Annotated in this window: 19 protein-coding genes and 1 riboswitch; of the genes, 10 read left to right on the top strand and 9 right to left on the bottom strand. The window is 72.5% G+C overall.

Annotated features, from left to right (window positions below; genetic code table 11):
- The first annotated feature begins 124 nt into the window (after positions 1–124).
- From AB0K35_RS17670 to AB0K35_RS17655, 4 genes are all read left to right on the top strand, one after another.
- On the top strand, positions 125–2065 hold the full coding sequence (locus AB0K35_RS17670; RefSeq protein ID WP_238669310.1) for an amino acid transporter: 1941 nt from the start codon (positions 125–127) through the stop codon (positions 2063–2065).
- An 86-nt stretch (positions 2066–2151) separates the two neighbouring features.
- A riboswitch (SAM riboswitch) is annotated at positions 2152–2263 on the top strand.
- A 272-nt stretch (positions 2264–2535) separates the two neighbouring features.
- Positions 2536–3444: an ABC transporter substrate-binding protein gene (locus AB0K35_RS17665; RefSeq protein WP_238669309.1), complete on the top strand. Its 909-nt coding sequence runs from the start codon at positions 2536–2538 to the stop codon at positions 3442–3444.
- Between the two features lie 36 nt (positions 3445–3480).
- Complete coding sequence (locus AB0K35_RS17660) at positions 3481–4257, top strand: amino acid ABC transporter permease (protein WP_363886275.1); 777 nt, start codon at positions 3481–3483, stop codon at positions 4255–4257.
- Positions 4254–4997, top strand: a complete 744-nt coding sequence (locus AB0K35_RS17655; RefSeq protein ID WP_363886274.1) for an amino acid ABC transporter ATP-binding protein — start codon at positions 4254–4256, stop codon at positions 4995–4997. The genes AB0K35_RS17660 and AB0K35_RS17655 overlap by 4 nt, the downstream gene beginning before the upstream one ends.
- A gap of 8 nt (positions 4998–5005) precedes the next feature.
- Here AB0K35_RS17655 and AB0K35_RS17650 read toward each other — a convergent pair whose 3' ends face one another.
- On the bottom strand, positions 5006–6580 hold the full coding sequence (locus tag AB0K35_RS17650) for a Na+/H+ antiporter (RefSeq protein WP_363886271.1): 1575 nt from the start codon (positions 6578–6580) through the stop codon (positions 5006–5008).
- Positions 6581–6693: 113 nt separating this feature from the next.
- A complete protein-coding gene (locus AB0K35_RS17645; protein ID WP_363886269.1) occupies positions 6694–10014 on the bottom strand; it encodes a BTAD domain-containing putative transcriptional regulator in 3321 nt (1106 codons plus the stop codon).
- A 138-nt stretch (positions 10015–10152) separates the two neighbouring features.
- Here AB0K35_RS17645 and AB0K35_RS17640 point away from each other — a divergent pair, with 138 nt between their 5' ends.
- From AB0K35_RS17640 to AB0K35_RS17630, 3 genes are all read left to right on the top strand, one after another.
- Positions 10153–11031 (top strand): alpha/beta hydrolase, encoded by an 879-nt coding sequence (locus tag AB0K35_RS17640; protein ID WP_363886267.1) that lies wholly within the window; start codon positions 10153–10155, stop codon positions 11029–11031.
- 366 nt (positions 11032–11397) lie between these two features.
- Positions 11398–11847: a hypothetical protein gene (locus AB0K35_RS17635; protein ID WP_238669303.1), complete on the top strand. Its 450-nt coding sequence runs from the start codon at positions 11398–11400 to the stop codon at positions 11845–11847.
- On the top strand, positions 11844–12242 hold the full coding sequence (locus tag AB0K35_RS17630) for a hypothetical protein (RefSeq protein ID WP_238669302.1): 399 nt from the start codon (positions 11844–11846) through the stop codon (positions 12240–12242). The genes AB0K35_RS17635 and AB0K35_RS17630 overlap by 4 nt, the downstream gene beginning before the upstream one ends.
- A 43-nt stretch (positions 12243–12285) precedes the next feature.
- Here AB0K35_RS17630 and AB0K35_RS17625 read toward each other — a convergent pair whose 3' ends face one another.
- The 4 genes from AB0K35_RS17625 to AB0K35_RS17610 form a co-directional block, all read right to left on the bottom strand.
- Positions 12286–14454: a hypothetical protein gene (locus tag AB0K35_RS17625; protein WP_238669301.1), complete on the bottom strand. Its 2169-nt coding sequence runs from the start codon at positions 14452–14454 to the stop codon at positions 12286–12288.
- A gap of 8 nt (positions 14455–14462) precedes the next feature.
- Positions 14463–14777, bottom strand: coding sequence for a hypothetical protein (locus AB0K35_RS17620; RefSeq protein WP_363886264.1), 315 nt, complete (start codon positions 14775–14777; stop codon positions 14463–14465).
- Entirely contained in the window at positions 14774–14941 is a 168-nt protein-coding gene (locus AB0K35_RS17615) for a low temperature requirement protein A (protein WP_238669299.1), read from the bottom strand. The genes AB0K35_RS17620 and AB0K35_RS17615 overlap by 4 nt, the downstream gene beginning before the upstream one ends.
- Before the next feature lie 96 nt (positions 14942–15037).
- Positions 15038–15979 carry an SDR family NAD(P)-dependent oxidoreductase gene (locus AB0K35_RS17610; protein WP_238669298.1) on the bottom strand — a complete coding sequence of 314 codons (942 nt, stop codon included), beginning with the start codon at positions 15977–15979 and terminating at the stop codon, positions 15038–15040.
- Positions 15980–16110: 131 nt separating this feature from the next.
- On the opposite strand from AB0K35_RS17610, the gene AB0K35_RS17605 reads away from it, so the two are divergent.
- Positions 16111–16929 carry a helix-turn-helix transcriptional regulator gene (locus AB0K35_RS17605; protein WP_363886260.1) on the top strand — a complete coding sequence of 273 codons (819 nt, stop codon included), beginning with the start codon at positions 16111–16113 and terminating at the stop codon, positions 16927–16929.
- A gap of 28 nt (positions 16930–16957) precedes the next feature.
- Here AB0K35_RS17605 and AB0K35_RS17600 read toward each other — a convergent pair whose 3' ends face one another.
- From AB0K35_RS17600 to AB0K35_RS17590, 3 genes are all read right to left on the bottom strand, one after another.
- On the bottom strand, positions 16958–17725 hold the full coding sequence (locus AB0K35_RS17600) for a TetR/AcrR family transcriptional regulator (RefSeq protein ID WP_357361204.1): 768 nt from the start codon (positions 17723–17725) through the stop codon (positions 16958–16960).
- A 79-nt stretch (positions 17726–17804) separates the two neighbouring features.
- Positions 17805–19439, bottom strand: coding sequence for an MFS transporter (locus AB0K35_RS17595; RefSeq protein ID WP_363886258.1), 1635 nt, complete (start codon positions 19437–19439; stop codon positions 17805–17807).
- Positions 19433–20128: an SDR family NAD(P)-dependent oxidoreductase gene (locus AB0K35_RS17590; RefSeq protein ID WP_238669294.1), complete on the bottom strand. Its 696-nt coding sequence runs from the start codon at positions 20126–20128 to the stop codon at positions 19433–19435. The genes AB0K35_RS17595 and AB0K35_RS17590 overlap by 7 nt, the downstream gene beginning before the upstream one ends.
- 162 nt (positions 20129–20290) lie before the next feature.
- Here AB0K35_RS17590 and AB0K35_RS17585 point away from each other — a divergent pair, with 162 nt between their 5' ends.
- Entirely contained in the window at positions 20291–21583 is a 1293-nt protein-coding gene (locus AB0K35_RS17585; RefSeq protein WP_363886256.1) for a sensor domain-containing protein, read from the top strand.
- Positions 21571–22236 (top strand): response regulator transcription factor, encoded by a 666-nt coding sequence (locus AB0K35_RS17580; RefSeq protein WP_363886254.1) that lies wholly within the window; start codon positions 21571–21573, stop codon positions 22234–22236. The genes AB0K35_RS17585 and AB0K35_RS17580 overlap by 13 nt, the downstream gene beginning before the upstream one ends.
- Positions 22237–22277 lie beyond the last annotated feature (41 nt).

Below are 22277 nucleotides of genomic sequence, written 5' to 3'. Positions count from 1 at the left end.
CCCCAGTGTCCTGGGCCCTGAAACCCGCAGTGGCGTCGGCTGGGTTCCGCACACCGGCGGACGGGGCCGGCCCGGCGGGCGGATACTCACGGTGACCGGGGTTGGGATGACGGGGGACGCGCCGGTGACTGTCGACAGACGCGCCGGCCGGTTGCGGGGGTGGCTGCTCGACGCCGGCTCGGACCAGGCCGTGCAGCACCCGGGGCCGCACGGGCGCCCGCCGGAGCACCGGCACCACCCGTGGTGGAAGGTGATGTGCCTGACCGGCGTCGACTACTTCTCCACGCTGGGTTACCAGCCGGGCATCGCGGCGCTGGCCGCCGGGGCGCTCTCACCGGTGGCGACGGTGGTGCTGGTGCTGGTGACCCTGCTGGGGGCGCTGCCGGTCTACCGGCGGGTGGCGGTGGAGAGCCCGCACGGTGAGGGCTCCATCGCGATGCTGGTACGCCTGCTGAGCTACTGGCCGGGCAAGTTGCTGGTGCTGGTGCTGCTCGGTTTCGCGGCCACCGACTTCATCATCACCATCACCCTCTCGGCCGCCGACGCGACGGCGCACATCGACGAGAACCCGTTCTGGCCGAGCGGGCTCAAGGGTCACGAGGTGCTGGTCACGCTGCTGCTGCTGTCGCTGCTGGGCACGGTGTTCCTCAAGGGATTCGCCGAGGCCATCGGGATCGCCGTCGTGCTGGTCGCGGTCTACCTGACGCTGAACGCCGTGGTGGTGGCCGACGCGCTGTGGCGGGTGGTGACGCACCCGAGCGCGGTAGGTGACTGGACCACCGCGCTGACCACCGGGCACGGCGATCCGTGGCTGGTGGTCGGGTTGTCGCTGCTGGTCTTTCCGAAGCTGGCGTTGGGTCTGTCCGGCTTCGAGACCGGGGTGGCGGTCATGCCGAGCGTACGGGGTGACCCGCAGGACTCGGAGGCCCAACCGCTGGGCCGGATCCGTGGCGCCCGCCGGCTGCTCACCACCGCGGCGGTGATTATGAGCGTCTTCCTGATCACCAGCAGTGTGACGACCACAGTGCTCATTCCGCCGGAGGCCTTCCAGCCGGGCGGGCCGGCGAACGGGCGCGCGCTGGCCTACCTGGCGCACGCCCACCTCGGCGAGGTGTTCGGCACCATCTACGACCTGTCCACCATCGGAATTCTCTGGTTCGCCGGGGCATCCGCGATGGCTGGTCTGCTCAACCTCGTGCCGCGCTACCTGCCCCGTTACGGCATGGCGCCGACCTGGGCGCGAGCCGTCCGGCCGCTGGTGCTGGTCTTCACCGCCGTGGCGTTCCTGATCACGATCATCTTCGAGGCCAGCGTGGACGCGCAGGGCGGCGCGTACGCCACCGGGGTCCTGGTGTTGATCACCTCGGCCGCGACGGCGGTGACGCTCGCGGCGCTCCGGCAGCGTCAGCGCGGCCGCACCATCGCGTTCGGGGTCATCGCGGTGATTTTCGTCTACACCACGCTGGCGAACGTGGTGGAGCGCCCGAGCGGCGTCAAGATCGCGGGCTGTTTCATCGGCGGGATCATCCTGGTGTCGGCGCTGTCCCGGCTGAGGCGGGCCTACGAGCTGCGCGTCGACCACGTTGAGCTGGACCACGCCGCGGCCCGGATGATCGACGAGCGCGCCGGACGGCGGATCCGCCTCATCGCGCACGAACCCGACCGGCGCGACGAGGCGGAGTACCACGCGAAGCTGGCGCAGACCATGGCGGACAACGACTTTCCCGACGACAGCGACGTCATCTTCGTCGAGGTCACTGTCACCGACCCGTCCGACTTCGAGACCGAGCTGCTGGTCCGCGGCAGCGTGGTCGACGGCCGCTTCCCGGTGCTCAGCCTGGCCAGCTCGTCGGTGCCCACCGCGCTCGCCGCCCTGCTGCTGGAGATCCGTGACCGCAGCCGTCGCCGCCCCCACATCTACTTCGAGTGGTCCGAGGGCGGCCCAACCCGCAACTTCCTGCGCTACCTGGCGTTCGGACAGGGCGCCATCGCCTCGGTGACCCGGGAGATCCTGCGCCGCCAGGAGCCCGACCCGCACCGTCGACCGCACGTGCACGCCGGCTGACCTGCGAGTCGACAGCCCGTCGCGCACAGTGAGCGTGGTCATACCGACTGGACGATCCACCCGTTCGTGCTGCTAGCCTCGGCGCAGGTCATGAGCGCCAGCGCGAAGCCCCGGCTCGCTGGCCGGCAACCCTCCTCCGCGGTGGGGTGCCCCGGGTGAAGACCAGGCACCGGCAGGACGTCGGTGCAAGCGTGGCCTGGCACCCAGGTCAGCACAGACCCGGGAGAACCATGCGCATCCTCAGCACCGCCCCACCGACCGACGCCGCGGACTCCCGCACCGGTCGACCCTCGCCCGCACTGATCCGGCGGCGGCACGTGGACATGATGCGAATGTGCAGCGCCGCCTGTCGTCGCGGCACCGCGCTCTAGCACCCCCTTCCCCAGCTCGTTTCCCACCGGTACGCCCATCGGGCGTGCCGTCGGTGGCGCACGTCGATACGCGCCCAGACACCACATTCGGAGACACCAGTGCGATTCCTTCCTGCCCTGACCCGTGCCGCCGCCCTGGGCGCGGCCACGATCCTGGCCGCCACCACCCTCACCGCCTGCGGCGACGACAGCTCGTCCGACGCCACCGCCAACCCGTACCGCCTGGCCCAGGCGGGTGTGCTGCGCGCCGGAACGCTTACCGACGCCCCGCCGAACGTGTACCTCAAGGACGGCAGGTTCACCGGCTTCGACAACGACCTGCTGACCGCCGTGGCCGGCAAGCTCGGCCTCACCGTCGAGTTCGTCGGCACCGACTTCTCCGCGCTGCTCAGCCAGGTGAACAACCGCAAGTTCGACGTGGGCAGCTCCTCGATCACCATCACCGAGGCCCGCAAGAAGACAGTCGACTTCGGCAACGGCTACGACTTCGGCTACTTCGGCCTGGACGTCCCGGCCGGCTCGCCGATCACCGGCTTCGACCAGCTCACCGGCAAGCGGGTCGTGGTGGTGCAGGGCACCGTCCAGGACGACTACGCCACCGGCAAGCAGCTCAACCCGGTGCGGGTGCCGGACTACAACGGTGCGATCAACCAGCTCAAGGCGGGCACCGCCGACGCCTGGATCGCCCCGGCGGAGATCGGCGAGAAGTCGGCCGCCGACAGCAACGGCAAGATCACCGTGGCGGCCAAGCAGCTCAGCCCGGCACCGACCGCGTACGCGGTGGCCAAGGGGAACGACAAGCTGCGCGAGGCGCTGAACAAGAGCCTCGACGAGGTCATCGCCGACGGCACCTGGAGCCGGTTGCAGGCGCAGTACTACCCGGGTCGGCCGATCCCGGCGGACTTCACACCGGGCAGCGGCACTGTGAACGCCCCGTCCGCGTCGGCCACGCCGTCGGTGTCGGCTGTGCCGACGGGGCCGTCGGCGTCCGCGTCGACCGCTTCCTGAACCGGTGACGAGCGAGCGGGGCGGTAGGAGCGACCGATGGATCCGTTGAGCACCCTGTGGGAGACCTTCTTCGACTGGGACGCAATGCGCGAGGCGCTGCCCGAGATGCTGACGGTCGGGTTGCCCAACACGCTGATCCTGGCGGTCTCCGCCGCCCTGCTCGGCTCGGTGCTGGGCCTGCTGCTGGCCGTGGCGGGCATCTCCCGCAGCCGCTGGTTGCGCTGGCCGGCGCGGGTCTACACCGACGTGTTCCGGGGGCTGCCGGCCGCGGCGACGATCCTGCTGATCGGCGTCGGGCTGGCCCCGCTGGGCATGCAGGTCTGGGGGCCGGATCCCTACCCGTTGGGCATCCTGGCGCTGTCGCTCATCGCCGCCGCGTACATCGGGGAGATCTTCCGCTCGGGCATCCAGTCGGTGGAGGCCGCCCAGTTGGAGGGCGCCCGGGCGCTCGGCTTCTCCTGGGCCGACTCGATGCGGCTGGTGATCATTCCGCAGGGCATCCGGCGGGTGTTGCCGGCCTGGGTGAACCAGCTCATCGCGCTGATCAAGGACTCCAGCCTGGTCTACTTCCTCGGCCTGGTGGCCAGCCAGCGGGAGCTGTTCCGGATCGGGCAGGACTACGCGGCCACCACCGGCAACGAGTCGGCACTGCTGCTGGCAGGGCTCTGCTACCTGGCGTTGACAGTCCCGCTGACGCACGTCGTCAACTGGATCGACAGACGGCTGCGCAACGGTCGGCCGGCCACCGTGTCGACCGAAGAGGACGACGACGACATCCCGTCGTACGCCGCGACGGAAGGAGATCGACGATGACCACCGCCACGACGACCTCGGTCAGCCTCGACGTACGCGACGTGCACCTCGCCTTCGGACCGAACCGGGTGCTGCGCGGCGTCGACCTCTCGGTGCCGCGGGGCGCGACGGCCTGCGTCATCGGGCCGTCCGGGTCGGGCAAGTCCACACTGCTGCGCACCATCAACCGACTGATCGAACCGGACCGGGGCGACGTGCTGCTGGACGGGCGCAGCGTGCTGGGCGACGACCCGGACGCGCTGCGGCAGCGGGTGGGCATGGTGTTCCAGCAGTTCAACCTCTTTCCGCACATGAGCGTGCTGCGCAACGTCACGCTGGCGCTACGCCGGCTGCGCAAGCTCGGTGCGGACGAGGCGGAGACCGTCGCCCGGGCCCAGTTGGAGCTGGTGGGGCTGGCCGGCAAGGCGAACTCCCGCCCTGCGCAGCTCTCCGGTGGTCAGCAGCAGCGGGTGGCGATCGCCCGCGCGCTGGCGCTGCGGCCCGAGGTGATGCTCTTCGACGAGGCCACCTCGGCGCTCGACCCGGAGTTGGTCAAGGGCGTCCTCGGGGTGATGGCCGACCTGTCCGCCGCCGGCATGACGATGGTGGTGGTGACCCACGAGATGGGCTTCGCCCGGCAGGTAGCCGACACCGTCGCCTTCATGGACCGGGGCGTGGTGCTGGAGGCCGGCCCACCCGAGGCGATCTTTGAGCGGGCCGAGCATCAGCGGCTTCGCCGGTTCCTCGACCAGGTGCTCTGAGCCCTCGGTCACTCGTTGGGTCCACGCCCCAGCAGCCGGATCTCCTCGTTGTCCAGCGCGGCCTGGAGTTCCTGGAGCACCAGGTCGTCGATCTCCCGGTTGTCGCGCAGTCGGGTGACCTCCCGCCTCTTGTGGGCGAGGACACCGAGGCGCAGTCGGCGTTCCAACCGGCGCTCCTCGGCGGTGTTCCCGCCGCTCTCGTTGAGGTCCTCCAGATGCCGCCGGTACTCGGCCTCCAGCCGACGCACCGAGTCATCCTGGGCACCGATCTCCGCCGCGACCCGTGGTAGGGCGGCCAGGCCCACCTCGGTGGCGCGCCGCCGAGCGTTGCGGGCCTCGTCGACGCGTTCCGGGTCGCCGCTGAGCCCGGCCCAGCGGACCACCAACGGCAGTGTGGTGCCCTGAAGCAGCATGATCAGCACGATCACCAGCGCGGTGACGAAGATGATCAGATCGCGTTCGACCACCGGTCGACCGTCGACCATCACCGTCGGAACGGCCAGGGCGGCGGCCAGCGAGACCGCGCCCCGGAAACCGGACCAGCCCGCGACGGTCCCCACCCGCCAGGCGGACGGCCCCTGGCTCGGGTCCATGATGCGGCGCCGCCCCAGCCTCGCGGCTTGCGCGGTCAGGTAGACGAAGAGAAGCCGGGTGCCGATCACGACCACTGTGACCACCAACACGATCATCAGAGCCCGCCCGGGCGAGGTGCTGGTGATGCCCCGGACCGCGCGGGGAATCTGCGTGCCGAGCAGGACGAACAGACCGCCGTTGATCAGGAAGGTGGACAGGTCCCAGAACGCGTACGCCAGCACCCGGGACCGGGCCCGGATCACCCGTGGGCCGGCGTAGGCCAGCACCAGGCCGGCGACCACCACCGCCAGCACCCCACTGGCGTGCACCGAGTCGGCGAGCAGGAAGGCACCGAACGGTGTCAGCACGCTCAAGGCGCCCTCGCGCAGCGGATCGTCGAGCCGCTTGCGGATCAGCACCACGGCGGCCCCCACCAGCAGACCGGCTGTCACACCGCCGACGCTGGCGCCGACGAACTCCTCGCCGACGCCCAGCACGCCCGGGTCGGCGCTGTGGCTGAGCAGACCCACCGCCACCGCGAAGACCACCAGCGCCGTGCCGTCGTTGATCAGGCTCTCCGCGTGCAGGGTGGTGAGCAGCTTCCGGGGCAGCCGCTTGGCCAGGCCGGTGACCGCGGCGGCGTCGGTCGGCGCGAGGACCGCGCCGAGCACCCAGGCGGCGGCGGGGTTCACCCCGAACGCCTGCGCGGCGAACGACACAGTGACCATGGTGAGCACCACCAGCACCACGGCGAGCAGCCCGATCACCGGCAGGTTGGCCCGGATCTCCCGCAGGCTGATGGTGAGGCTCTCCCGGTACAGGATCGCCGGCAGGAAGATCAACAGGACCAGGTCGGGTTCCAGGGCGACCTCGGACAGCGGCGGCGTGAGTCCGAGCAGTACGCCCAACGCGATGAGCAGAACCGGCGGGGCCACCCGGTACCGGCCGCCGAGAGTGGTGCCGACGAGGACTGTGACGCCCAGCGCCACGATCAGGATGAGCGCCTCCACGCCTACCCCCCCTCTGACCACTGCCGACGGTGCGCGCGCCGGTGGTTCCATCTGACCGCACCCGCCGGTGGGTTCCGGCGGAAACCGGCAAGTCGCCGTGGCCTCGGATCGGATCAGGCGGTGGCGCGGGCGCGCGCGGTCACCGCACGAGCCGTACGACGGTGCTCGGCTGCCTCCTCGTGCCGACCCAGCGCGGCGGCCAGGTCGGCGAGGTGCCCGGCCACCGGGCCCACGGTGAGCACCCCGCTGCCGGCGGCCAGTTCGTCGGCGGCCGGCAGCAGCTCGGCGTGGACCCGGCTCATCGTGGCCCGGTCGTCGAGGGCGCACGCCGCCCGACCGACGAGGCAGAGCCGTACCTCACGCAGCAGATCGTGCGGCCCCTCGGGAAGCGCCAGCAGGGCGGCCGTGGCGGCGTCCCGCTCGTCGGCGGCGACCAGCAGCAACGGTCGGACCCACGGCTCGTGCGGACCCCAGTCCAGGTCCGCCCAGTCGTCCGCGCCGAGCCCGGCGGTCGGCCGGTCGCCGCCGATGGTGTCGGCCAGCCGCAGACCGAGCAGGGCCAGCGGGAGCAACCCCTGGGTCAACCCCGGCATGCCGTCGGCGCTCACACTGTCGGCAGCCGAGCGGTACGCCCGCGCCGCCGCGTCCGACTCGCCGTCGAGCGCCAGGCGCAGCGCGGCGTACCACCGGGTGAAGACACCGACCAACGGCAGCTCGTACCGTTCGGCGAGCCGGTCGGCGGCGCGGGCGTGCGCGTCGGCGGTGGGCCGGTCGGCCAGCGCAGAGTTGGCCTGGACCAGGACCAGGTGGCCGAGCACCTCGAAGGTCACCAGGTGGTTCCGGGCGGCCAGTTCGACAAGTTCCACGCCGATCCGGGCCCGCGCGTCGGCCAGACCGACGCTGTGGAAGGCGTGCATGAAGCGGGCGTTGAGCGCGAAGGCCAACAGCCCGGGGTCACCGATGTCGCGGGCGATCGTCTCGGCCTCGGCCGCGGCGCTGCGGCCCCGATCATGTGTGGTGCCGCGCAGCTCCAGCGCGAGGGTGCTCAGCAGCCGGCTGCGCTGCGCCGAGCCGGTCGGGCCGAGCGCGGTCAGGGCGTGTTCGGCGGCTCGGACGATGTGCCCGGAGAGCAGGTCGTCGTCGTTGCGCGTCCAACTGGCGGGCACGTCGAAGCCGGCTAGGGCCTCCTGGATCAGCACGGCGTCGCCGGTGGACTCGGCGACGGTGATCGCCTCGGCACGCCGTAGCCGCGCCTCGGCCAGCCGGCCCGTCACGGCCACCGCCCGCCCCAGGCCGAGCAGCGCTGTCACCCGCCCACGCGGCTCGACCCCGCCGGCGCTGTCGTACGCCTCGATCACCTGGCCCCACAGGCGGGCCGCCTCGTGCGGGTTGCCGCCCCGTTCGGCCCGCTCGGCAGCCACCTGGGCGTATGTCGACGCCTCGGCGGCGCGGGCCGGCCCGCCGGCGCGCAGCAGGTGGTACGCGAGGGCCGCCGGCTCGACGGGTTCCCGTTGCCGCAGCACCTCGGCGACGGCCGCGTGCCAGGCGGCGCGGCGCGGCGCGGACAGGTCGGCGTAGAGCGTGTCGCGGACCAGGATGTGGGTGAAGCGCAGCCGCCCGTCGGACTCTCGTTCGGTGAGGAACCCGGCCGCCAGGGCGCGGTCCACGGCGTCCAGCGCTGCCGTCGGGTCACCGGCCAACGCGCCCAGCACGTCCGGGTCGAGGTCCCGACCGAGCACTGCCGCCAGCCGCAGCACGGTACGGGTCGAGGCGGACAGCTGCGCCAACCGGTGCCGGATCACGTCACGTACCCCGGGCGGCACGGCGGCCAACCCCGCCTGCCCCGTGCTCGCGAACAGCTGGGCCAGCTCGCGGACGAAGAACGGGTTGCCGCCGCTGCGCAGGTGTATCGCCCGGGCGGTGGCCGGGTCCGGGTCCGCCCCGACGATGGCGCCGACCAGCTCGCCGGTCGCCGACGCGGGCAGGCCGGCAAGATACTCCCGGACCGGTTCCAGCCCGGCGGCGCGGGCCAGGGTGGCGGTCAGCTCCGGGCTGATCTCGGTGGCCCGGTAGGTGCCGAGGATCAGCACCGGCCCGCTGGCCGGCTGCGGGCCGGTGAGCAGCGCGGTCAGCAGGTCCAGGGTGTCGCCGTCGGCGCGGTGCAGGTCGTCGAGGACCAGCAGGACCGGCTCGCGGTCGGCGACCGTCGAGATCAGTGCGGCCACCGCCCGGTGTCGACGGAACCGCACGCTGGCGGGGTCAGCCGAACCGTCGACCGAACCGTCTTCCGGGTCGGCGACGGCGGCGGGGGCGGCGGCGGGGGCGGCGGGGGCGGCGAGCGCGTCGGTGATCTGGGTCCACGGCCACGCCGGTGGGGCCCCCTCGTATTCCGGGCTTCGCCCCCACGCGGTGACCCAGCCCTCAGCGGCGAGTCGCCGGGTCAGGGCCTCGGCCAGCGCCGTCTTGCCGGCACCCGGGTCGCCGCCGAGCAGGGCGAGCGTGGGCTGGCGGCGGCGGGACGCGGCCTCGGCGGCGCGCCGCAGCCGCTCCAGCGCGGCGTCGCGGCCGACGAACGGGCGCTGCTCCGCCTGGACGGGTGCAACGGGTTCCCCGAGGCCGGGGGTGGTGGCCCGATCGACGGCCGGGGCGAGGTGCGGCGCCTGGGCCAGGATGTCGGCTTCCAGCCGTCGCAGTTCGGGCCCCGGGTCCACGCCCAGCTCGGTCACCAGCACGTGGCGGGCCTCCCGCAGCGCGGCCAACGCGTCGCCCTGCCGGCCGGCGCGGTACCGGGCCGTCGCGAGCAGCCTCCAGGCGTCCTCGCGCAGCGGATGGCTGGCCAGGTGCTCCGGCAGGTCCGCGGCGGCCTCGTCCGGTCGACCCACCGCCAGAAGCGCCTCCGCCCGCCGCTCGACGGCGAGCATCCGCAGCTCGTCCAGCCGGTTGATCTCCGCTACCGCCCAGGACTCGTTGGCGCAGTCGGCGTACGCGGGCCCGCGCCAGAGCCCGAGCGCCGCGTCCAGCGCGGCCAGGGCCGGCGCGGGACGTCCGGCCGCCAGCAGGCGGGCCGCCTCGCCGACGGCCGCCTCGAACCGTCCGGCGTCCACCGCGTCCGGGGCGGCCTTCAGCGCGTACCCGGGTGGCTCGGTGACCAGGATGCGGGGCGGCTGCCGGGGTGGTCTGTCGGGTTCCAGGGCCCGGCGCAGGTCGGCCACGAAGGTCCGGATCGCGCCCAGCGCGCCGTCCGGCGCGACCTCCCACAGGTCGTCGACGAGACGATCCACCGGCACCACCCGACCGTGGGCGATCAACAGCCGGCCCAGCACCAGGCGCTGCCGGTGTCCCCGCAGGGGGACCGGGCCGCGCTCGGTCGCGGCGATCACCGGCCCGAGCACGCCGAAGGTCACCGCGACGGGCGCCGTCAGCTGCCTGGTCATGGCACCAATCTAGGCCGGTGGCCCGGCCGGCACTGATCCGACGCTGACCGGCTGCTGATCACCGCCGGGCAGGCTCGGTGCGGTACGACGGCGACGGGCCACCCGCCCCGCCGGCACTGCTCACCAGGAAGGTTCCCCGTGGACCCCAAGATCAACGGATTCGACTACCGACGCGTCACAGTCGCCGACGGCGTGACGCTCAACGCCGCAGTGGGCGGTTCCGGGCCGGCCATCGTGCTGTTGCACGGCTTTCCGCAGACCCACCTCATGTGGCGGCACGTGGCCGCCGATCTGGCCGCCGACCACACGGTGATCTGCCCCGACCTGCGCGGCTACGGCGACAGCGCCAAGCCCCTCGACACCGACGGCACCGGGTACGCCAAGCGCACCATGGCCGCCGACATCGTGGCGCTGGCCGGCGCGCTCGGTCACGATCGGTTCGCGTTGGCAGGGCACGACCGGGGCGCCCTGGTCGCGTTCCGCGCCGGCCTCGACCATCCGGCGGCGATCAGTCACCTGGCCCTGCTCGACGTGCTGCCCACGCTGGACATGTGGGACGTGCTGCACGGCGCCAGCGCCGCTGTGGCGTTTCACCTCTACCTGATGGCGCAGCCGCCCGGCGTGCCCGAAGAGCTGATCGCCGGCAGCCCGGACGCCTTCTTCGGTCACTTCCTGGACGTCTGGACCCGTGATCCGGAGGCCCTGCCGGCGGAGGTGCGGGCCGTGTACCTGCGCGCATCCCGCGACGCCGTTCCCTCGATCGTCGCCGACTATCGGGCGTCCGCCGGGATCGACGTCACTCACGACGCCGCCGACCGGACGGCCGGCAACCAGCTGCGGATGCCGGTGACGGTGCTCCAGCAGGACTGGGGCGCGGCGCTGGGCTACGACGCGGCGGCGGTGTGGCGGGCCTGGGCGCCGGCCCTGGACCACCAGACGGTCACCTGCGGACACTTCATGGCGGAGGAGGCCCCGGCCGAGGTGCTCCGGGCGCTACGCGCCCTGCTCGCCCGTTGATCGATCGGCGACCCGACCCAACCCGCTCACCCTGTGCAAGATATCCGACACTCGGCGTCATGGGGCGGCAGTGCGGGCCGGGTCGCCGCGCTTCACCGCCCCGGTGTCCAAAACCAGCCAGTAACGGGCTCTGACCTGCGGGAACGCGACGTTGCACCAGGTGGACGGCAACCGGCCATCGGTGCTACACAGGCAGATACCGGCAGCCAACGACGTCGTGTCGCTCCATCTTCTCGCCCAACGACCGTCCACAGGCAACGCACCACCGGGCTTGGCCGCACGAACCGCGCCTCGACGTCGCGACCCACCGAACGGCACTGGTCCACCGAGCGCTGCCGGACGCCGGTCCTCGACCAAGGAGTTGCCGTGGGAACCCTACGAATCCGATCCCGTCACCAGCCGTACGAGATCGCTGTCCTGGCCGCAGCACCGCTCTGCGGCATCCTGATGATGACCCTCGATGTCCGGCCGACGTCAGTTCAGGTGTCGATGCCGGCGCCCATCCAGGTCGCCTGGGAGCTGGGTCTGATCGCTGTGGGCGTGGGTGGATTACTGGGCATCCTGTGGCCCGGCCGGCTCTCCACCGGGCTCGGCCTCGAACTCGCGTCGGTGCTGGTGCTCGGCACGATCACCGGCATGTACGCGGTAGCCGTGTTGGTCATGGCAGGCCGAAATTCCCTCGTCGCCACGTCGTTCGTGATAGCGGTGACCGTCGGGTCACTCTGGCGGGCCACGCAGATCGCCATCGACCTTCGTCGCCTGGCCCGTGCGTGCGAATTTGTGACCTACGAACAGTTGCAGGCAGGTGTCACGTGATTACCGCACCCGCGCCAACCGCACCGCACTGGGTGCAGGTGGCGCTCAGCGTGCTCGGCATCCTCGGCGGAGGCACCGGCCTGGCCGCGATCGCCACCGTCGTGGTGCAGCGGGGCAAGTTCAAGGCCGATGCCGCCGACACGCTCACCGAGGCCGCCCTCACGCTCGTGCAGCCGTTGCAGACCCGGATCACCCAGTTGGAGGGCGAGGCGTTCAGCGCCCGGTCCGAGCTGGGCACGCTCCGCGAACAGGTCAACCAGCTGCAGTTCGTGGTCAGGGTGCTCACCCGGACGCTGGACCGCTGGCGCACCGCGATCCGCGCCCCCGACGCCACACTGCGCAAGGTCCGGATGACGGTGGCGGAGTCCGACCGGATCCCCGAAATGGACCATTGACGGAAGTGGTGTCCCGCCACGGCCCGACTCACGGCCGGCCGGCTCAGCCGGCACCACGAAGGCGTTCGGTGAGTTCGCGCACCGCCGCCCGGAACTCGGGGTCGGTCTCGCCCGGATGGTGCCCCCGCAGCGGCGGCGCGGACCGTTCCCCCGGTGCCGCCAGCAGGTGCGCCGGGTCCCGCAACCGCCGGTCGACCTGCCCGGCCGGATCGGCCGGATCGGGGGCCGGATCGCCGGGGCGGTGTGCGGCGAAGACCCAGCCGCCGACCGGGTCGGTGTCCCGCCAGAGGTTGATCCACCGCCACTCGACCCGCTCCCCCACCTCGCGCAGCACCTTCTCGTTGAGGTAGGCCGGAAAGAGCCGGGCGTACAGCCGGTCCAGCGGTGACCCGTAGGTGAGCAGTGCGACCCGTTGACGTACCCGCGGGGGCAGCCGCAGCACCGCGAGGGCGAGCAGCGCCGACCCGTGGCTGTGCCCACAGAGCAACACCCCGTCGTGTCGTTCGGCCAGTTGGCTGATCCGGTCGGCCAGTTCCGGCACCGCCCGGTCGGCGTAGCTCGGCGGGGCGAACGGGTGCGCGGCCCGGGGCCAGAAGGTGCCCAGGTCCCACAGGATGCCGACGTGCCGGCGAAACCACGCGGTCCGATAGGCGAACACGCCACCTGCCAACAGCGTGAGCAGCAACGCGGCAAGCAGATAGCTGCCCCAGTTGAGCCCCATCTGGACGGCGCCGGCCGGCAGCCCGAGCAACTGCCGGGTCAACTCCTCCGGTTCGCGACCGGTGCTCCCCACCAGACTCGTGATCACTCCGACCACCGCGAGCGCCGCGTACGTGGCCGCCAGCAGACCCAACCACTCGGTGAACCGCGCCCGGGCGATGGTCTTCGTCGTCAGCCGTAGCCGGCCGACCGCCTCCGGTGGCACTACCGGGAAGTCACGGGCGGTGATCGCCGCCGCCGCACGCCGCCGACGCCGCCGCGACACCACTGACATCGCGCCGCAGAGCAGCACCGCCGCGACCACGTGCAGGAAGAAGGCCAGCAGCGTCCAGCGGTACGGCAGCGGTGGCCCACCGTCACCGCGGTAGCCACCGAGCAACTCCCCCGTCTGGTAGACGAGGCCGGCGGAGAGCGCGCCGGTCAGGCCGACCGCGAGGGCGGCGAGGACCGCCGCGCCCAGGCCACCCGGCAGCGCGGCCCGGCCGCCCACCCGGCCGTGGTGCCCCAGCACCACCCCGCTGAGCAGCGCCAGCAGGACCATCTGGCCGAGCAGCGCCCCGCCGGCGATCCCGCCGTAGCCGGGAAGTCCGCCCGCCGACGACCAGTCCCGCCGGTCGCTGGCCACTGTGATGAGGGTCGCCACGCTCAGGACGGCCGCCACCACACCCGCTGTGCGGGCGGTCCAGGTGGCAGTTCGCGCGGTAGCCGCCCGGTCGATCATCCCCGGAGTGGCGAGCAGACCGACGCAGGCCAGCAACACCGCCGCGCTGAGCGCCAGCAGCAGCGTCGTGGAGAACGTCGCGCCGGTGGCGCGACGGGCCGTGAGCAGCACGACATTGAGTACGGCGAGCGCCGCGGCCACGTGGATCGCGCGCAGTCGATGCACCAGCGGCTCCACCGCCCACAGTGGGTTGTCGGCCGGGCCTGGCCGCCGGGTGCCGAGGAGGCGCAGGACCGCTATGGCGGCGATCGGCAGGAGCGCCAACACGGCCAGCCGCTGCCCGACGTGCCGGCCGTCGAGCCCGCCCATGGTGTCGAAGGGCGGGCGGCAGCGGGCCGCGCCGAGGCACCGCCAGGCGAGCAGGTCGAGGGCGACCCCGGCGATGGACACCACGTACAGCACTGTGAGGTTGAGCGCGAGGAGTCGACACAGCACGCTGACTGCGGCGGCGCGGCGGCGGCCGGTGGGGCGCATCCACACCGCCACGTTGCTGAGCATGAACGGCAGCAGGAAGACCATGGCGAGCGTCCGACCGACGGTGCCGGTGGGCAGATCACCCCAGCGGTACGCCTCAACCGTCACCCCGTCCGGACCCACGCCGCCCGAGCGGGCGGCCCGGTGGAAGCCCCCGCTGCCGTCGCCGGCGACCTGCCGAACCTGCGGCTGGTCGAGGATGACAGTGGGGTCCGCCCCGGAGACGCCGTGCACCCGCAACTCCACAACGTCATGTCGTCGCTGTTGGTCGGCGTGTCGCGGTCTCTGCTCCGGCATCGGGGCAGCTATCCGGATCGCCGTTGGTCGGGCTGGTCGCTCTCCGCGGACTCGCTGATGAACCGCCACAGTCCCGGCATCGCGTCGAGGAGGACGATCAGCAGCAACACTCCGGCGACGACGGCGCTGCTGACGAGCTGCGAAAACCGTACGCTGGCCAGCCCGCCCACGATGATGGCCGGCACGCCGACCAGGCGCGCCCAGGGCCGGCTGCCGTCGACAAGCGCCGCGAGCCGGATCCGGGCGGTCAGGAACAGCGCGGGGCCGATGACGCCAACCGCCAACCGCCCCGAGTCGCGTTCGCCCGGATCGTCGATCGTCATGGCGACACCTGGAAACCGCCGTTGAGGCTGGGATCGTCGAGCAGGGCCCGCGACAACCGGGTCAGCGCGAAGATGAACGCCAGGTCGAAGAAGAGCTCCAGGAACGACGCCTTGTGCGGACTCTCCCGCCGTTGCAGCAACCGTTCCGCAAGCCCGTTCGCCATCGCCATCCTTCCGGGCCCGCAGCGGCCACCGCCGACCCAGTCGTACCACCTGCACGACCGGGTACGGGCGGGTTCCGGCGAGCCCGACCATCCGGGTCAGCGGCCCGTGGTGACTGTCCGCTCGGAGATCAGGTCGGACGCCACGCTCCAGAGCCGCTCGGCGTTGCCGGTGTCGACCGCGTACGCGGCCACGCCGCTGTAGTCAGCGGGTCGCTCGGTGACGACCGGGGCCTCCGTGCAGTCCTCGAAGTAGCGACCGCCGACGCCGTCGAGCAGCGGGGATGCCGCGAGCAGCACCGAGGTGGCGGCGCCCTGTTGCGGGGTCTTGTGCATCTCCTTGGGCGACTTGAGCCCACCGGTGTGCTTCTGCAACCCGGTGGCGATCGCGCCCGGGTTGAGCGCGTTGGCGTAGATTCCCTCGCCGGCCCAGCGGCGGGTGGCCTCCACGGCGAGCAGGGCCTCGGCGCTCTTGGACTGCCCGTAGGCCAGCAGCGGGTCGTATGGCCGGAACGCGAAGTGCAGGTCGTCGAAGATCACCGGGGAGAAGAGGTTGCCGCTGGAGCTGACCGACACCACCCGGGCGCCGCCGGCCGCGGCGAGGGCGTCGTGCAGGCCGACGGTCAACGCGAAGTGCCCCATGAAGTTGGTGGCGAACTGCATCTCCCAGCCCTCGGCGGTGCGCTCCAACTCGGGCAACGCCATGATCCCCGCGTTGTTGACGAGGATGTGCAGCGGCTGGTCCCAGCCGGCGACGAACTGGCGTACCGAATCCTGGTTGGCCAGGTCCAGGGCGCGGACGGTGACCCGCTCCGCGCCGATGCTGGCCGCGATGTCGGCGGCGGCCTGCTCACCCGCCGCGACCCGACGGACCCCGAGCACGACCTCGGCGCCGGCGGCGGCGAGCGAACGGGCCGTCTCGATGCCGATACCGGCGGCACCGCCGGTGATGACGGCCCGCTTGCCGGTCAGGTCGACCCCGGCGATGACCTCGTCGGCGGTCGAGGCGAAACCGAAGGGGGTGGTGATGCGCTCTGTCATTGCTGTCCCGTCTCTCGATCACGCTTACCCCGACACTGTCACCCCCGTGGCAGGTGCTAGCCGGTTCCCTGTTTTTCCTGGTAGTGGCAGGACCAGGCAGGGCGGTCGGTGGTGGCTCCTACGATGGGCGGGTGAGCACGGCCGGCCCGCTGGGCGAATACCTGCGTGCCCGGCGCGAGCTGATCGGGCCGGGTGACGTCGGCCTGCCCGCGCACGGCCGTCGGCGGGTGCCCGGCCTGCGGCGCGAGGAGGCCGCCCTGCTCGCCGGCATCAGCGCCGACTACTACCTGCGGTTGGAGCAGGGGCGTGACCGGCACCCGTCAACACAGGTGGTCGAGGCGCTGGCCCGCGCGTTGAGGCTGGACGCGGACGCCGCGGCACACCTGCACGGTCTGGCCCGGCCGGTGCCTTCCCGCCGGGCGGCGCGACCATCGGAGCGGGTGCCGGTGGGCATCAGGCAGTTGGTCGGCTCCTGGGCCGAGACGCCCGCCTTCGTGCACGGTCGACACCTGGACGTGCTCTTCGCCAACACCGCCGCTACCGCACTGGCGCCGATCTTCAGCGCCGGGGTGAACCTGCTGCGCGCGGTCTTCCTGGACCCGAGCGTGCCGGCGCTCTACCCGGCTCTGACGGCCGTCGCGGCAAACGCGGTGGCCGGCCTGCGCGCACAGGTCGGCCCCGAGGTGGACGACCCCCGCCTGATCGAGCTGGTGGAGGAGCTGACGGCCGGCAGCGAACGGTTTCGACGGTTGTGGGCCCGGCACGACGTCACGGCCCGTGCGGGCGGCGGAGTGCGGGTGTTCCAGCACCCGGAGCTGGGCGAGTTGGCGCTGCGCTACGAGAAGCTCACGATCAGCGGCACCACCCAGTCGCTGGTGGTCTACCACGCCGAGCCGGACAGCCCGTCGGCGCGCTCGCTGGCCCGGCTGGCCCGACGGGCAGCACGTTAGCGTCGCCGGCTCCCCGACCCGGGGCCGGCTACCGGTTGGCCGCCCGCTCGGCAACCACCACCGAGATCCCGTCGAGGACGCGTTGCAGACCGAACTCGAACGCGTACTCCGGGCCGTACGCGGCACCGTGCTGCTGGCCGGCCGCGGTGCCGACCCGGGACGCGGTCGGGTAGGCGCCGGGCTTCAGGAAGGTCTCCAGCCAGGGCGCGTGCGACTGCCACCACTGACCCTCGGTCATGCCGGTCTCGCGCTCCAGGTCGACCACTTCGGAGGCGGCCCGGGCGGCGCTCTTCACATGACCCAGCACGAGGGTGAGCACCGCGTCGACCTCGACGTCGGTGAGCCCGATGTCGACGATCGCGGCGAGCTCGTAGTCGTACTTGGCCATCAGGTGCGGGCCGAGCACCGGTCGGGTCGTCTCGGCCCGCAGCATCCAGGGATGCCGCTGGTAGAGCGCCAGATTGTCGCGGGCGATCCGTTCCAGCCTGGTCCGCCAGTCGCCCTCGACGGCGGGGCGCGGCATCTCGCCGTACGCGGTGTCGATCATGACGGCGACGAGTTCGGCCTTGCCCGGCACGTAGGTGTAGACGGACATCGTGCCGACCCCCAGCGCCTCACCGACCCGGCGCATGGTCAGCGCGTCGAGCCCTTCCGCGTCGGCGATGTCGACAGCGACCCGGACGATCCGGTCGACGCTGAGCGCCGGACCGGCGCTGCGGCTGGTCGGCTCCCGGGTGCGCCAGAGAAGGGCCAGGCTGCGGGCCGGGTCCGCGGTCGCCTTGCGCTCACTAGCCATGGTGCGGCCATCCTAACAACGCAGCCGTACGCAGTACGCCCGCACGGCCGGCGGGCTGCTCCCCGGTCCCCGCGCGCTGTCAGAGCGCCTCGCTGTCGTCGGACAGCGTCGGACCGGCGGCGGCGGGCACCAGGTGTCGGACCTCCGGCTCCCCGTCGGTCAGCTCCCGGGCCCGTTGCTCGGCGGCGCGGTCCTCACCGGTCAACCGGCCACCGTGCTGGCGCAGGTGCTCGTCCCAGGACGGCACCAGGTACACCTCGACGAACCGGTCCACCGTCTCGGCCGGGCGGAACAGCCCCCAGCGCATCGCGCCGGTCCGCTGCCGCGCGCCACGCACCAGGTCCATCGCCGCCAGGAACCGTTGGGCCCGCTCCGGCCGGACTGTGTACTGCACAGTCACCAGCACCGGCCCCACCCCAGGGTCCGGCTCGCGCGCCAGGTGCAGTTGCGGCCAGTACGCCGCCGGTTCCCGGTTCACCGACCGCAGGTCCGGCAGCGGCCAGATCCGACTCGTCAGGGTGCCGATCAGCATCAGCACCGCCGCCACCAGGTACGCGAGGACGAGCCCGGCCATCTCGGCCACCAACCCCCAGAGCAGCGCGCCGATCGCCTGGCCACCGGCGAAGCACACCTGGTAGACGGCAAGGCCCCGGGCCCGTACCCAACTGGGCAGGAAGAGCTGCATCTCGGCGTTGACATTGGCCAGCACCGTCACCCAGGCCATCCCGGCGGGCAGCAGGGCGAGTAGCACCAGCGGCACGGCCCGCACGGTGCCGACCACTGTCAGCGCCACTGTGAACAGCGCCCCGGCGATCAGCAGGAGCTGGTTGGCCGACAGCCGGGTGCGGATCACCGCCAGCAGCACGCCACCCGCGATGGCGCCCACACCGAGAGCGGCCAGCAGCACCCCGTACCCGCCGGAGCCCAGCCCCAGCCGCCGACTCGCCACCAACGGCAGCAACGCCCACAGCGCGCTGGCCGGGACCACGAAGACCAGCGCACGGCGCAACAGGCGGCGAACGGTCGGCGAGTGGCGTACGTAGCGGCTGCCGGCGCGCAATGCGGCGGTGAACCGCTCGGGCACCTCGACCGCGCGGGCGTTGCCGGGCCGCCAGCGCCACAGCGCGTACGCGAAGATCCCGAAGGCGACCGCGTTGATGCCGAAGACCGGCGCGACGCCGGTCCGGGCGATCAGCACACCGGCCACCGCGGGCCCGACCGCCCTCGCCACGTTCACGCTGATCGAACCCAACGCGGACGCCGACCGCAGTTGCTCCTGCGGCACCAGCTCCGGGATCACCGCCGCCCAGGCCGGCAGGGTCAGCGCCTGCCCGACCCCGAACGCGAAGGTGAGGGTCAGCAGCAGTGCCGGCGGCATCCGGCCGGTCAGCGTGAGCAGCGTCAACGCCACCGCCACCGCCACCAGGAACAGCTGCACGGCGATCAGCAGGTGCCGGCGGTCGAAGCTGTCGGCCAGCACCCCGGCGGGCAACGCCAGCAGCAGCACCGGCAGCAGACTGGCGGTCTGCACCAACGCGACAAGTGTGGAGGCGTTGGAATGGTTGATCAGCAGCCACTGCGCGCCGACGGTCTGCATCCAGGTGCCGATGTTGGCGGCGAGCAGGGCCAGCCACAGGTTGCGGTAGACCGCCGTCCGCAGCGGCGCCCAGGCCGAGGCCGGACGGTCGGCGGGTCCGGCTGCGGCAGTCACCACCGCCCATCCGCGCGCAGCACGCGCTCACCGGAGACGTAGAGGTCGTCGGGTTCGAGCAGCAGCAGTCGGACGACCTCGGTGGCGACCTGTTCGGGCATGGCGTACACCTCGTCCAGGAACTCGGCGCCCACCCGTTCCTGTAGCCGCGTCGGCATCGGCCCGGGATGCAGCTGCATCACCTTCACCCGGTTGCTGTGCTGGGCCTCGGCCAGCGAATCGACAAGACTGTTGCCGTAGCTCTTGGTGGCCCGGTAGACGGGGATGCCGGGCCGGGGGGCCGCCAGCGCCAGCGCGCCGATGTAGACGACGTTGCCGTGACCCTGCCGGTGCAGGTGCTGCACCGCCTCCCGCAGCAGGTACGTGATGCCCAGAACGTTGATCTCCACGGCCCGGCGGATGTGTTCCACCGACAGGTCCCCCAGGTCGCCGCCCGCCCACATGGAGGCGCAGGCCGCCACCCCGTCGATCGCGCCGTAGCGCTCGACCACCTCGGCGAAGGAGTCGCGGACCTGCTCGTAGGAGGAGATGTCGCAGACGGCGCCGTCGCAACCCAGCTCGTCGGTCACGGCGGCGACCTCGGCCGGCACGTTGCCGAACACCACCACCTGATGCTCGTCGACGAGCAGTCGGGCCACCGCGAGGCCGAGACCGCTGGTCCCGCCGACCACCACGAAGGTTCTGGCACCCATGTCTCTCCAGCCGCCGCCAGCACAGGTCACGCGGGGCGCGTGACGGCGCGTTCTTCCCGTTTCCGGACCCCGCACACCCGTTCGCCGGTAGTGCTGGGCATACCCCGAAGAGTGGATCTGGACGGCTGGGGCACCCGGTCGCTCCCGATTAGCGTCTGCTGCATGACCACGGAACACCCTTCGCACCTGGCCGAGGTGCTACGCCGCCGCCGCTGGCTGGTCTCCGCGTGGCCCTGGCGCGCGCTGGCCTACCTGGTGACCACGGTGCCGATCGCCGGTGTGCTCGGCGTCGGGCTGCTCGTCATCGGCGCACCCCTGTTGGCCGCCGCCAACTCGCTGCGCCTGCACGGTCGACCGCCGAGCATCGCGCTGCTGCTGTTCCTGGCGATCGGCAGCCTCACCCTGCTGGCGTTGGCCCCGATCGTGAGCTTCCCGGTGGCCGCCGTCGAGCGGTGGCGGGTCCGGCTCGTCGACAACCGTCCACTGCCCTCGTCGCCGTGGCCGGGCCTGACCGCCCGCTACCGCAGCGCCGCCACCTGGCGGGAGGTGGCGTACCTGTTCTGGCTGGGCGGGTTCACGCCGGTCGCGTACTGGGTGTTCCTGGTGCTGGTGCTGCTCGACCTCGGGATGATCTCCAGCCCCTGGCTGGCCGGCGACGCCAACCAGCCGGTGGTGATCTGGCAGCCGATCGACAGCACCGGCGAAGCCATTCCGTACGCGATCGTGGGGGTGCTGCTGATCCCGGTTCTCTGGTACGCCATCGGTCTGCTCGCCGCCGTCCAGGCAGCCGTGGCCCGGTGGTTGCTGGCCCACCCGGTGGACGCTGCGGCTCTGCGCGAGGTCACCCGTTCCCGCACCCGACTGGTCGGCGCCTACGAGGCCGAACGCCGCCGCATCGAGCGCGACCTGCACGACGGCGCGCAGCCCCGGCTGACCAGCCTCACCCTTCAGCTGGGGCTGGCCCGGCTGGACGTACCCGAGGACTCCCCCGCCTCCCGACCACTCGCCGTGGCGCACGACCAGGCCCGGGGTCTGATGGTGATGCTGCGGCAGTTGGTGCACGGCATCCGACCGCAGAGCCTCACGGACCTCGGCCTGGCCGGCGCCGTCCGCGAGCTGGCCGACGCCGCCACCATCCCGGTCACCGTGCACGCCGACCTGCACGACGAGCTGCCGGAGATAGTGGAGACGACCGCCTACTTCGTGGTCTCCGAGGCGCTGGGCAACGTGGCCCGGCACGCCCGGGCGACCCGCGCCGACGTACGCCTCACCCGGGCCGGCGGTGACCTCGTCGTCGAGGTGACCGACGACGGTCACGGCGGCGCCGACCCGGCCCGGGGCAGCGGCCTGACCGGGCTCGCCGACCGGGTCGCTGCCGTGGACGGCCGGCTACTGCTGTCCAGCCCGCCCGGCGGGCCTACAGTGGTCCGGGTGGAGCTGCCATGTCGTCGGTGACGCGGGTGGTGCTCGCCGAGGACGAGGTGCTGCTGCGGGAGGGTCTGGTCGCGCTGCTGACCCGCTTCGACTTCACCGTGTGCGCGGCCGTCGGCTCCGCACCGGACCTGCTGGCGGCGGCCCGCGACCACCAACCGGACCTGGTGCTGACCGACATTCGGATGCCGCCGGGCCGCCGCGACGACGGGCTGCGCGCGGCGGTCACGCTGCGCACCGAGCGACAGGACCTCCCGGTCGTGGTGCTCAGCCAGTACGTGCAGACCGGGTACGCGGCGGCGCTGCTGGACAGCGGCGACGGCCAGCGCGTCGGCTACCTGCTCAAGGACCGGGTCGCCGAGGTCACCGAGTTCGTCGACACGCTGCGCCGGGTCGCGGGCGGCGGCACCGCCATCGACCCGGACGTGGTCCGGCAGCTTCTGCACCGCCCCCGCGACCCGCTCGCCGCGCTGTCCGCCCGGGAACGCGAGGTGTTGGCGCTGCTCGCCGAGGGGCGGTCCAACGCGTCGATCGCCGGTCGGTTGCACGTCAGCGAGGCAGCGGTCGGCAAGCACGTCGGCAACATCCTGCTGAAGCTCGACCTGCCCCCCAGCGACGACACCAACCGGCGGGTGCTCGCGGTCCTCACCTACCTGCGCGCCGACCCGGTGACCTGACCGGCGCTGGGCCGAGATCGGGCCCGGCCGCCCCCGGCGTA

The sequence above is a fragment of the Micromonospora sp. NPDC053740 genome (assembly GCF_040677775.1).
Taxonomy (GTDB): domain Bacteria; phylum Actinomycetota; class Actinomycetes; order Mycobacteriales; family Micromonosporaceae; genus Micromonospora; species Micromonospora alfalfae.
Note: the sequence above shows the minus strand (reverse complement) of the source record. Positions and strands in the feature narration are given on the sequence as shown.